14 protein-coding genes are annotated in these 11935 nt (G+C 64.4%); 8 read left to right on the forward strand and 6 right to left on the reverse strand.

Features of this window, described 5'->3' with window-relative positions; all coding sequences use genetic code 11:
* The 4 genes from VLE48_02930 to VLE48_02945 all read right to left on the reverse strand — a co-directional run.
* Positions 1-1017 (reverse strand): hypothetical protein (locus VLE48_02930; protein HSA91939.1); only part of this gene is annotated, 1017 nt, incomplete at its 3' end.
* A 99-nt stretch (positions 1018-1116) separates the two neighbouring features.
* Positions 1117-1869, reverse strand: a complete 753-nt coding sequence (locus tag VLE48_02935) for a DUF2071 domain-containing protein (protein HSA91940.1) — start codon at positions 1867-1869, stop codon at positions 1117-1119.
* Positions 1866-2318, reverse strand: a complete 453-nt coding sequence (locus tag VLE48_02940) for a DUF393 domain-containing protein (protein HSA91941.1) — start codon at positions 2316-2318, stop codon at positions 1866-1868. Before VLE48_02940 ends, VLE48_02935 begins: the two co-directional genes overlap by 4 nt.
* A 4-nt stretch (positions 2319-2322) precedes the next feature.
* Positions 2323-2856, reverse strand: coding sequence for a MarR family transcriptional regulator (locus tag VLE48_02945; GenBank protein HSA91942.1), 534 nt, complete (start codon positions 2854-2856; stop codon positions 2323-2325).
* A gap of 170 nt (positions 2857-3026) precedes the next feature.
* On the opposite strand from VLE48_02945, the gene VLE48_02950 reads away from it, so the two are divergent.
* Both VLE48_02950 and VLE48_02955 read left to right on the forward strand, forming a co-directional pair.
* Complete coding sequence (locus VLE48_02950; GenBank protein ID HSA91943.1) at positions 3027-3488, forward strand: MarR family winged helix-turn-helix transcriptional regulator; 462 nt, start codon at positions 3027-3029, stop codon at positions 3486-3488.
* On the forward strand, positions 3485-4147 hold the full coding sequence (locus tag VLE48_02955; GenBank protein ID HSA91944.1) for a hypothetical protein: 663 nt from the start codon (positions 3485-3487) through the stop codon (positions 4145-4147). The genes VLE48_02950 and VLE48_02955 overlap by 4 nt, the downstream gene beginning before the upstream one ends.
* Positions 4148-4181: 34 nt before the next feature.
* Here the strand turns inward: VLE48_02955 and VLE48_02960 are convergent, their stop codons facing one another.
* On the reverse strand, positions 4182-4934 hold the full coding sequence (locus VLE48_02960) for a hypothetical protein (GenBank protein HSA91945.1): 753 nt from the start codon (positions 4932-4934) through the stop codon (positions 4182-4184).
* A 291-nt stretch (positions 4935-5225) separates the two neighbouring features.
* Here VLE48_02960 and VLE48_02965 point away from each other — a divergent pair, with 291 nt between their 5' ends.
* On the forward strand, positions 5226-6809 hold the full coding sequence (locus tag VLE48_02965; GenBank protein HSA91946.1) for an FAD-dependent thymidylate synthase: 1584 nt from the start codon (positions 5226-5228) through the stop codon (positions 6807-6809).
* A gap of 29 nt (positions 6810-6838) precedes the next feature.
* Here the strand turns inward: VLE48_02965 and VLE48_02970 are convergent, their stop codons facing one another.
* Positions 6839-7483, reverse strand: a complete 645-nt coding sequence (locus tag VLE48_02970; GenBank protein ID HSA91947.1) for a hypothetical protein — start codon at positions 7481-7483, stop codon at positions 6839-6841.
* Between the two features lie 305 nt (positions 7484-7788).
* Here VLE48_02970 and recA point away from each other — a divergent pair, with 305 nt between their 5' ends.
* The 5 genes from recA to VLE48_02995 all read left to right on the forward strand — a co-directional run.
* Positions 7789-8850 (forward strand): recombinase RecA, encoded by a 1062-nt coding sequence (gene recA / locus VLE48_02975; protein ID HSA91948.1) that lies wholly within the window; start codon positions 7789-7791, stop codon positions 8848-8850.
* A gap of 61 nt (positions 8851-8911) precedes the next feature.
* Entirely contained in the window at positions 8912-9505 is a 594-nt protein-coding gene (locus tag VLE48_02980; GenBank protein ID HSA91949.1) for a hypothetical protein, read from the forward strand.
* Between the two features lie 90 nt (positions 9506-9595).
* Positions 9596-10126 carry a pantetheine-phosphate adenylyltransferase gene (gene coaD, locus VLE48_02985; protein HSA91950.1) on the forward strand — a complete coding sequence of 177 codons (531 nt, stop codon included), beginning with the start codon at positions 9596-9598 and terminating at the stop codon, positions 10124-10126.
* Position 10127: 1 nt separating this feature from the next.
* Positions 10128-11345, forward strand: coding sequence for a pyridoxal phosphate-dependent aminotransferase (locus tag VLE48_02990; protein HSA91951.1), 1218 nt, complete (start codon positions 10128-10130; stop codon positions 11343-11345).
* Between the two features lie 36 nt (positions 11346-11381).
* The coding region (locus tag VLE48_02995; GenBank protein ID HSA91952.1) for a type I phosphomannose isomerase catalytic subunit at positions 11382-11935 on the forward strand (554 nt) is incomplete at its 3' end.

Here is an 11935-nt window from a genome sequence, read left to right on the forward strand (position 1 = left end):
CATGTTCTCCACCAGTTCGCGGTAGCGGGCTTCGGACTGCTGCTGCATGCGGAGGGCCTGCTGCTGCAAGTGCTGGGTGAACGCCAGCCGAGCGCTGTAACACAGAATGGACGCGCCCACGACGACTAGCGCGAGATCGAACTCCTGCCCCGCAATCATGGCGGCAAGAACCAGGACCACCAGCGGAGCCATGACCGGAAGCAGCGATTGCAGCCTCTCGCCGGCGGCTTCCACGGCGGAGGGAATGATGGTGGCCTCCGCCTCCGGTTGGCGCCAGGTGGCTGCGAGCACGGAGGCCACGGCGAACGGAATGCTGTAGCCCAGGTCAAACCAGGTGCCGGTGCCGACGCTCGTTTCTTTCAGACCAAAGGTGTAAAGGCCATCTCCCAGGGCGTACACCACCAGCGCCGTCAGCATGCGGCCGAAGAGCGACCGGACCTCCAGCGATTGGGCGGTCGCCCAGCGGGCCAGGAATCCTCCCACCACCAGCAGGTTCAGCAGGTCGTAGAGATTGATGATGCCCAGCCGCAACATGGCCTGGCGGCTGCTGGCAGCCGAGGCGATGAAGAAGAAGTAGTAGAGATAGACCGTGGTCAGAACGATGGCAACTTGAGTGAGATCGAGGATACGGACCCAGTCCACTCCTCGCCGGGCCTCGCCTCGAGGCCAGAGAAAGACCACGGCCGCCAGCGGCAGATAGTAGGACAGGTACGGAATGTCGGTGAGCGAGAGGCTGGGAATGGGCCGCTGCAGAATGTTCTCGTAGTACATGTAGCCGACGGCTCCCGCGGCCCAAAGTGCGAAGGCGGCTGCCATCAGCCCCCAGAAACGGCGGCCGTACTCCGAGCCTTCGTTCCGCCGCAACCAGGCCGCCAGCGCAGCCAGCGCCGGGAGGGCGAACTGCAGCAGATTGGAGAGCAGTCGTCCGGTAGGCGTGGGGCCGAGCGTGCCCAGGATGACAGCGTGAGCCGCCACTAGGGCGACCGCCACCACGACGATGAACCGCGCCCACTTCATCGGGCACCACCAGCTGCTTGCGCGGGGAAGGATACTCTTTCTACTCCAGCCGCCCGCTGTTCGCCAGCAAAATCTGGGTTGGAGGCGTCCGGATCGCGGTTAGGCAGAATCCGGCAAGGAGTGCGGTGGCCACACCACCACCTCCAGCCGCTTTGCGAAGTGGAGCAGGGGAACCGTATCCGGCAAGAGGATTCCTGCTGCTTGGGCCAGAGTGTTGGTTTCGATTTCCGCTTCGGCGTCCTGAAGCGGCCAGGGCACATGGTGAATTTCGCCCATCAGGATTCGGCCGCTCGAGCCGGTTGTAAACAGACAGTAGCGCTCGGTCAGCCAGTGCTCCAGACTGCCGGGTGGCGCCCGGCGCGGCGCGGATACCGGGCGGTAGCGCGCACGGAATTCCGCCGGACGCAGACCTTCACGGCGCGAAGACCGGTAGAGTAGGACGTCGTTCTGCAAGTCCATCGACATGCGGGCGTGGAAGTAGGGCAACCGGTACCAGGCGCGTGCCATGCGGCAGGCCAGCCAATTGGCGGCGTCCAGGCTGAAAAAGTAGACGCCAGGCCGGCCGCCGGCCCGCACGTACGTGCGCACGTTCACCTCCGGGAAACTCGCTGTGCCGGGTATGGCCGGCAGACAGCGCAGCCGCACGCCGGTCATGCGGAAGGGAACCGCGCCGATCCAGGCACAGCCGTCGAGCAGGTCGAGTTCGAGCGGTCGCGGAACCATGTCGCGAATGGCCGCAGGCTCCACCGGCCAGTGAGCGAACAGCAGGTCATGCCAGGTGAAGCGGATGACCCAGGGCCGTGCCGGGAGCGGCCAGGGGCGATGGGCAACCGTATGGAGGATCTGGTTCACGCAATGCGCGAGCGCGCCGGATGCTCTTCGACCCGGCATTCGCTGTAGCCCAGGCGCCGTGAAATACGGTGACGGTGGCGCGCGAACCAGCGATAGCCGACGCGCAACAGCGGCCGCATACCCGGCACGCAGGCCAGCGCCCACAACCACCACAGCCACCAAATGCGGCGGGCCAGGAAAACGACTGCGTCCGCACCCGCCAGTTCGTGCCCGTCCGCGGTGAGCACGCGCATTTCCTTCAGCAGGTCGTCCGGCGCTACCCCGTAGGAAATGTGCAGGCGCGCCGCCATCCACGGCGCCTGCAGCGTCTCGAAGACGAAGCCCTGCCGGCGGAGCGCGGGACCCACCAGCCGCAACAGAAGCTGGCACACGCCACAATCGCCGTCATAGGCCACCCAGCCGGCGACCGGCCGGTAAGGGGTGACGGAATAGGCATGGAACCGGTACATGAAGTCACCTCGCCAGCGTAAGTAGCTTCTTTGCGCTCCCCGCTGACTTCAGGAAGCGCGCCATGGCCGTGGTCGGCATGCGGCGCAGGGTGTCGTACCAGTTGGTGATGGTCTCGCAGAAGTCGAGCATGTCGCTCAGGCGCTTGCGGGCGTGGGCCTCCCCGGAGCCCGCGGCCTCGGCTTCCGTCACGCACTCCCGCAGGATTTGCACTGTGGGGTCGATCTCACGCCGCTTGCGCTCGTCCACAATCACCTGGAACATCTCCCAGACGTCCTTCATGGTCTCGAAGTGATCGCGGCGGTCGCCCAGCACGTGCACCACCCGCACGATGCCCCAGGCCTGCAGCTCGCGCAGGCTGGTGGAGACGTTGGAGCGCGAAACCGAAAGCGCTTCGGTGATCTCCTCGGCATGCAGCGGGCGGGGTGACACCCAGAGCAGCGCGTGCACCTGGGCCACGGTCCGGTTGATGCCCCAGCGCGTGCCCATCTCGCCCCAGTGGACGACGAACTTGCGCGTGACCGGTGTGAGCAGAGCCATATGCCACCATCCGTAATTACTGTATAAACAGAAACTACAGTAATGGGAGCCCGCTTGTCAAGTCCCCCCCCCTTTCGACCGGACTCCGGACCGCCGACGTATCGCAGCCTTGGGGGGAGATTCTGAATCCAGGTAGATGTATATACATCTATTGCAGGAGAAAGATTCCTATGAAGAGCCAGCCACCGACCCCTAGCCTGCCTTGCCTGTGCGCCGGTCTTCGCCGTGCCGCGCGTGCGCTCACGCAGATCTATGACGCCGCGTTGCGTCCCACCGGCCTGCGCGCCACCCAGTTCACCGTCTTGCAGGCCCTTTCCCTCACCGGGGAGGTACAGCAAGGCGCACTGGGCCGGATGCTCGCCTTGGACACCACCACACTCACCCGCACCCTGGGGATCCTGCAGCGGAATGGTTGGATCGAGAACCGGCCGGGGATGGACCGGCGGGCAAAGCTGGTGCGGCTGACAAGAGCGGGCGAAGGCCAACTCCGGCGCGCTTGGCCCTGCTGGGAGGCGCTGCAAGACAGGCTGCGTCAATCGCTAGGGAACGGTCGCTGGCACCAACTGCTGCATGCTGCCAACGACCTGCCGGGCAGGATCGCTCATTCCACCATGGAAAAGGAGATGTCATGAATCCGAAGCAAGACCGTCCGTACTCGAAGCTCGTCACCGCCCTCATTGCGGCATGGTTCGCAGTTTCCTTGTCTGCTTCCGCCTTGGGAGTCTTTCGGACCTCATCGTCGGCCTCGGTTTACTCGCCGCTGCCGCTCGGGTTGGCGGTGCTCGCCCCGATCGTGCTCTTCACCCTATGGTGGTCTTCTTCTGCAGGCTTCAGGCAGTTCGCCTTGTCCTTGAATCCGCGGACGCTGACAGTTGTTCAGGCCTGGAGGATCGGCGGTTTTGTGTTTCTAATCCTCCATGCTCATCACATCTTGCCTGGCGTTTTCGCGCTACCCGCAGGCTGGGGCGACATTGCTGTGGGAGCGACAGCACCTTTGATCTCGATCTATCTTGCGAATGCGGCCCATCGCAAGAGTTTTGTCGCCTGGCAAGTCCTGGGGATGCTCGACCTTGCGCTGGCCGTGACTCTTGGCGTACTCGCTTCACCGACACCCATCGGCATTCTCGCGGATGGACTAACGACCGACGCGATGAGTGTGCTGCCCTTGAGCCTTATCCCGACTTTCGCAGTACCGCTGCTGGCCATCTTTCACATCATCTGTATTGCCCAGGCTGCACGGTGGCCGGAAGAGCAAACCCTGCACGTCCGGCATCAGGCACAGAAAGTGTGAAGATCGAAGCGGAACGCGGAGGCCAGCCAATCTCCTACGGCTGGCCGGCAGAGGCGGTTTGCACCACGGGGGCGGCCTGGTAGTTGCCGGTGAAAATGCGCACGATCGCCCGCCCGATCAGCCGCACTTTGGCTTCCGACTGGATGCGCACTGGGAAGGTGAACTCGCCCACGTCCGTGTAATCCTGCACGAACTCCACCTTCTTGATGAAGAAGGAGGGGTTCTTCACCAGCCTGCCTTCGGCGCGGCGCAGGCTGCCGGTGTAGGGGTCGAGGAACATCTTGCCCTTGAACAGGCCGTGGCGTTTCTTGCGTGGCTTCACCTGGAACACGTGGACGGCAGCGCCGTCAAGCTGTTCCAGACCCTTGTAGCTGAACTTGTAGTTCGCCGAGTTGAGGGCGGTCTCGGGACCGCGCTGTTTCTCCACGTGCTCCACCTCGGCCTGCATCAGGCGGTGCATCACGTTGCCCTTCACGAAGCCGTCGCCGGTGAACGCCAGCGGCTTGAACTCCAGCGTCCGGGGGGCCAGGTAGCGCCGGGTGAGCTCATAACGGCCGTGCTGTGAGGAATCGGGCAGATCGGCCTCGATGACTTCGTGCGCCGTATAGGCGGAAAGCGCCCTGGACTGCCGGCCCAGGCGTGACTCATAAGCCTCGAGCGCCACACCGGCCGGCATCATGGTCTGCAGCTTGGCAGGGGCCAGTTGAAGCTCTTGGGAGGGCAGGCTAACCGCCGGGACCGAAGGTGCTTCCAGCGAGGCAGGCAGGGCGGCCGGCAGCAAAGGCATCGGACCGGCCTTCGGGCGCCTTTGCGCCAGCCCGGGAAGTACAGCCAAAAACAAAAAAAGCCCTACGCAGAACCGTTTATGCATGCCTCTCGCTACCCTGGAAGTTCTTCTACCCTATGTTGGTTGCAATAGTAAAGTTGTTAGTTTAATGCCTGAGGGGTCATTCAGGCAAGATTCTGCACCACTTTCGGGGCAGTCGGGGCATAACCGAAGTAACCGGCGGGAACGCCGCTGGTCTGCTGCTTTCGGCTCATTGCTGATTGTTTCCTGCCACGGTACCATCGGTTTCTCATGCCCTCCCCTGAAGCACCGCCGGTCCCGGCTTCTTCCCCCGTTTCAGGCGAAAAAGCTTCCGGCGTCAACGTGTTCGCGGTCTTCGGCGCCGAGCCCGAGGTACAGGCCTATGCTATGGCCAAGTACTCGCGCTCGGCGCTCTCCATGAAGGAATCCCTCCGCGAGATTAACGAGCAGAAGGCGGAAAAGTTCCTCAACACCTTCTACTTCCAGTACGGACACCGCTCCATTGCTGACCTGGCGCACATCGCCCTGGCCATCGAGCGGCTTTCCATCCTGGCCGCCATCACGGTAGCCGACGAGCAACGCTGGGACGGTCAGGAACGCTCCACCCGCTACCAGGATTTCAAGGCCTCCGGCTACCACACGCCCGACTTTTCCGGCGACGCCGAGGCTGCCGCCCTCTATCGCGAGACCATCGAGACCCTGTTCCGCGAGTACGAGCAGTTCTCCGAAGGCATGTGGCGGTACCTGGAGGAGCGCGTCCCCAAGCCCGCGGAGATGAAGCCGGAGCAGTACGAGCGCACCCTGCGCGCGCGGGCCTTTGACCTGACTCGCTACTTCCTGCCGCTGGCCACCAACACTTCCCTGGGCCAAATTGTGAACGCGCGGACGCTGGAGTCGCAGGTCTCGCGCCTGCTCTCCCACACGCACGCCGAAGTACGCCAGCTCGGCGAACTGCTCAAGCAGGCGGCGCGCGAACCCGCCTACAGCGTCCATCAGGAATCGCTTCAGAAACTGGTGGCGGAGATCCGGGCGGTCGATCCCGCGCTGGCCGAGCGCGCCGCGCAGGAACTCCTGAAGGAGGTCCGGGCCGCTCCCACGCTGGTGAAGTACGCCGAAGCCAATCCCTACCTGGTCCAGACGCGGCGCGAGTTGCGCCAGGCCGCCGCCCAGGTCATGAAAGGCGTGGAGCTGGCCCGGGTGAACCCAGTGGAGCTGCTGGAGGACGATCCGCTCGACGTCGAGCTGGCCGCCACCCTGCTCTACGCCCATTGCCACTATCCCTACAAGCAGGTGCGGCGGCAGGTGGAATCGCTCAGCGGCCAGCAGCGGCAGGACATCATCGACCTGGGGGTGCGTCACCGCGGCAAACACGACGAATTGCTGCGCGAGTTCGCCTCCGGGCAGAAGCTGCGCTTCGACATCCTGATGGACATCGGCGGCTTCCGCGATATGCACCGCCACCGCCGCTGCATCCAGGTCATGCAGGGCTTCACCACGCAACACGGCTACGAGACGCCCGAGGAGATCGGCTTGGCCGGGTTCCGTCCCCGCTACGACGCCGCCATGCAGCGGGCCGCGAAGGCTGCGGCCACGCTCGCCGGCCGCTCGGCCGCCGAGGCCGCGGAGAGCGCCCAGTACGTCATCCCGCTGGCCTATCGCTGCCGCTGCCTGTTCAAGATGGATTTCGCCGAGGCCGTGTACATATCCGAACTGCGCACCACGCCTGCCGGCCACTACTCTTATCGCAACGTGGCTTGGGAGATGTTTCGCTGCGTGGAGCGGCGCTATCCGGCGCTCGCCAGGTATTTCCGCGTTACCGATGTGCGCGAACCGGTCGACCTGCTGAAGCGATAGCGCTGGCGGGCCGATTCACCACGAGCTTCTCAGAAACCGAACACGATCCCACCCGAAACCACCACGTTGTGCTGCCGGCCGCCGAAAGTATCCACGTTCAGCCGGGGCTTGGCGGTGTAGAAGTCGCGTACCTCGCCACGGAAGCTGAGGCGCCAGAAGGCCTTCACGTCGGCCCCGCCGCCCATCTGCAGCGCGCCGGCATTGCTATTGACGACGGTGGGGTTGGGCGTGGTGCCGTCGACCAGCGTCCCGCGCGGCTCGATGCGGGCGTATCCTCCGCCCACCGACAGCCACGGCGAAACCCGCGCCTCCGGCCGGAATTTGGCCCGCAGCCCGGGAGTGACGAACAGCAGCGCATAGCCCTCGGCCACGCTGGTGTTCGTGGTGTTCACGTTGGTCTCTGAGATCCCCATGAACGGCACTTCCAGGTAGAGCGCCACCTTCTCCCACTGCCGGAGCTGGCGCGCATAGGTGGCTTGCATCGCCAGGCTGCGATCGAAGGTCAGGCGGTCGTTGTTGTTGACCACAGGGGTTACATTGATACCCTGGGCGGGCGTGAGGTTCACACCCAGCAGCAGTCCGAGCTCGTTCTTGTGCTGGGCTGAGGCTGCCAGGCCGGGAAGAAGAAGGAACAGGGCAAGGCTTGCGAGGATGCGGCGGTTCAATGACTTCATCGGTCTCCTAGGAATCGGTCCAGAAGGACAACGAAGGTTCGATGATTGAGGCAGGGGAAGGTGACAAACATGGTTCCCCGGGCTTGGGACCAATTGAATTCGCTTTTTATTCGCCCTGTGGAGAAAACCTGTGTATAATCGGCGGCAGAAGTTGAGAGCACTCAAGGGCCGCCTGTTCCGCTTCCGGAACGGAAAGCCCGCGGCGGGGCCCGCAACCGGCAGGTTGGGTTATGGTAGGCGGCTTCCAGACTGTCGGCGGAATGCGGCTGCTGACTGCCGACGGCTCTAATTAAAGGAGAGACTCAATGGCAGACGAACGGACACGGGCGATTGACCTGGCGCTGTCGCAGATCGAGAAGCAGTTCGGCAAGGGCTCGATCATGCGCTTGGGCTCGCGGGAGGCGATTGTTCCCATTTCGATCATCCCCACCGGGGCGATTTCGTTCGACGCCGCCCTGGGTGTAGGCGGCTTCCCGCGCGGGCGCGTGGTCGAGATCTTCGGCCCGGAGTCCTCGGGCAAGACCACCATCGCGCTCCAGGTCATCGCCGAGGCGCAGAAAGCCGGCGGCATGGCCGCCTTCGTGGACGCCGAGCACGCCCTCGACCCCGGCTACGCCAAGAAGCTGGGCGTGGACGTGGATAATCTCCTGGTCTCCCAGCCCGACTACGGCGAGCAGGCGCTGGAGATCGCCGAAGCCCTGGTCCGTTCGGGCGCCATTGACGTGCTGGTGGTGGACTCGGTCGCCGCTCTGGTCCCCAAGGCCGAACTCGACGGCGAGATGGGTGACAGCCACGTCGGACTGCAGGCCCGCCTGATGTCGCAGGCGCTGCGCAAGCTCACCGGCATCGTTTCCAAGTCGCGCACCTGCCTCATCTTTATCAACCAGATCCGCGAGAAGATCGGCGTGATGTTCGGCAACCCGGAAACCACCACCGGCGGACGCGCGCTGAAGTTCTATTCCTCGGTGCGCATCGATATCCGCCGCATCGCCGCCATCAAGGAAGGCGACAGCGTCATCGGCTCGCGCACCAAGGTGAAGGTGGTGAAGAACAAGTGCGCCGCGCCCTTCCGCGACGCCGAATTCGACATCCTTTACGGCGAAGGCATCTCCCGCGAAGGCGACGTGCTCGACCTGGCGGTAGTCCACAACCTGGTGGAGAAATCCGGCTCCTGGTTCAGCTACAAAGGCGAGCGCATCGGCCAGGGCCGCGAAAACGCCCGCCAGTTTCTGAAGGACAACCGCGACATCCTGGCCAAGCTTGAAGCCGACGTGCGCCGCGCCGTGGGGTTGGTGCACGAAAAGCCGCAAGCCGCGCCCGGTCCGGTGGCGGTGGAGGCCGGTAAGGGCGCAGCCGGAAGGCGATAGGCTTCACCGCGGATGCACGCGGATGGACGCGGAGTGAGCACTGGCTTAGAATCCGCTGGCCATGAGCGCGCGCTTCGTTGTCAGCCAAATCCTTCTTGGCGCATTGCTTCTGTCCGCGGCCTTCGCCCAGAAGCCCAAACCCGCAATCGAGCAGTCGCTCGCCGGGCTCACCGTCAACCACAGCACGCTCGCCGACGCCCGCAAGCTCTACGGCAAGGAAGTGCGCGAGGAGTTCGGCGCGCTCATCTTTGCCATTGGCCCCGACTGCAAGCTGGGCGTCACCGCGAATAAGGAAGGCGTCATCGAGATCCTCGATCTTGATCTTGAGGACGCTACCAAGCCGCCGCCCTATTCGGCCGCGTGCGAAGCCGTCGCCACCGGCTCCGGGCTGAAGTTCGGCGGCACGCGCGAGCAGGTGAACCAGGCTTTCGGCCTGGCTGACTCCGCCGCCGATCCCTACGGCGTGTACCAGTTCGATAACACTGCCCAGTGCATCGGCAAGCCGCAGAAGACGCCCATCCTCTATCAACTGTTCTGGGTAAAGTATTCGCCGGAGAACCAGCACATCTTGAACATCCGCGTGCTGGGCCGCAAGACCACCTGCGGCGACGGCGATATCCAGATGACCATCTCCGACGAAGGCGAAGGGTTGTAAGGCGCCCGGACCCGAGCCGGCAAAACGTTCTTGGCTCCGCCTGCGAAGCATCTTAGAATCGCCAGGGCTGGTTTGCTCCCCCGAGGCCGCGTGAAAAAGGTCATCGCCATCTATCCCGGCTCGTTCGACCCGCTCACCAACGGCCATCTGGACCTGATCGAGCGCGGCAGCAAGATCTTCGACGAGCTCATCGTCGCCATCCTGCGCAATCCGGAAAAGGCTCCGCTGTTCTCGCTCAGCGAGCGCCGCGAGATGCTGGAAGCCATGACCCGCCCCTACCGCAACGTGCGCGTGGACATCTTCTCCGGCCTGCTGGTGGATTACGCGCGCCGCAAGAAGGCGCAGGCCGTGCTGCGCGGCATCCGCGCCATCAGCGACTACGAGTACGAACTGCAGATGGCGCTGATGAACCGCAAGCTCGAGCCGCAACTGGAAACCGTTTTCATGATGCCCGCCGAGCAATACTCTTATCTGAGCTCGCGCCTGGTGAAGGAAGTGTTCGAGCACGGCGGCTCGGTGCGCGGGCTGGTGCCGCGCATTGTCGAAGAGCGGCTGCAAAGCAAGGTGAACGGAACCGCGCCGCGGCTGCCCCGCGGCCGCAGGAGATCAAGGAGAGGATGACATGGCGGCAACGGCTCCGGTGAAGATGCAGGCACAAGGCAAAGCCAGCCCTCTGACCGAGCGCATCCAGCGCATCGAGATCTCGGCCACCTTGGCGGTGGTGAACGAAGCAGACAAGCTGCGCGCCGCGGGCGCCGACCTGGTGGACTTCGGCGCCGGGGAGCCCCATTTCACCACCCCGGAGCACATCAAGCAGGCGTGCGTCCGCGCCCTCGAGGCCGATTACACCAGGTACACGCCGGTCGCCGGTTCGGCGGAGTTGCGTGACGCCATCATCCGCCGCCACGCTGCGGACTTCGCCTCGGAGTACCGCCGCGAAGAGTGCATCGCTTCCGTGGGCGGCAAGCACGCCCTGTTCAATGCCATCCAGGTGCTGGTGGACCACGGCGACGAGGTGGTTCTGCCCGTGCCCTACTGGGTCTCGTTCAAGGACATCATCCAGTACGCCGGCGGACGTCCGGTGTTCGTCGAGTGCGACGAGGAGCGCGGCTTCGTGCTCACGGCGGCCATGATCGAACGCGGCGTCACGCCGCGCACCAAGGCCATCATCCTCAACTCGCCTTCGAACCCGTCGGGCGCGGTCATGCGCGAGGAAGACGTGCGCGCCATCGTGGAGCTGGCCCACGCCCGCGGCATTTACGTGCTCGCCGATGAGTGCTACGTCTACCTGAACTTTACCGGGCGGCGCTTCTCCTGCGGCTCCGTCCGTGAAGCCAAGGATCATCTCGTCATTCTGGGTTCGCTGTCGAAGACCTATGCCATGACCGGCTGGCGCCTGGGTTATGCATTGGCGCCCGCCCCCATCGTCAGCGCGATGCAGAAGCTGCAGAGCCAGTCCACCTCCAACCCTACCTCCATCGTGCAGAAAGCCGCGGTGGCCGCGCTCACCGGGCCGCAGGAGTGCGTCGCGGAGATGCTGGCCGGCTACATCCGCTTGCGCGACCGTGTGGTGGCCGGCCTCAACGGCATTTCCGGTGTGCGTTGCGTCAAGCCCGAGGGCGCGTTCTACGCCTTTCCCAATATCTCGTCGTTCCTCGGACGCGGCGGCGTCAACTCGCCGACGGATCTCTCCGGCCGGCTCATGCGCGAGGCCGGCGTGGTCACCGTCCCCGGCGAAGCCTTCGGCACCCGTGAGCACATCCGCGTGTCGTACGCTACCTCTATGGCGGAACTCGACAAGGGCTTGGAGCGGATGAAGAAATTCCTGACCTCGCTATAATCCGCTGTCATCCGCGTTGATCCGCGGCGAAACCTGATGTCCGACCTTTATCCACTACTGCTCCTGCCCGAATTCAAGGAGCGCGTCTGGGGAGCGCGCGACCTCTCTCCCCTCTATCCCAACTACAAGGTCGAGGCCGAGCCCATCGGCGAAGTTTGGCTCACCGGCGACGAATGCCGCGTGGCCAACGGGCCTCTGGCCGGGCAGACCTTGGGTGACTTGGCGAAGCGCTACGGCCGTGAGCTGGTGGGTGAGGCTGCCCCCGAGCCCGACCGCTTTCCCCTTCTCCTCAAGTTCCTGTTCCCGCGCCAGAAGCTCTCCGTGCAGGTCCACCCCACGGATGAAGATGCGCGCCGCTTGGGCCTGCCCTGCGGCAAGAGTGAATGCTGGTACGTCCTTTCGGCAGAGATCGACGCTCAGGTCGCCCTCGGCCTCAAGCCCGGAACTTCCCGCGCCGATTTCGAAGCCGCCGTCCGCGGCGGCGGCCGCGCCGATCAACTCCTCAACTGGATCTACATCCGCCCCGGCGAGATGATCTACAACCCTGCCGGCACCGTCCACGCCATCGGGCCGGGCTCGGTGCTGCTTGA

Source organism: Terriglobales bacterium, assembly GCA_035454605.1.
Lineage (GTDB): Bacteria > Acidobacteriota > Terriglobia > Terriglobales > Acidobacteriaceae > DATMAB01.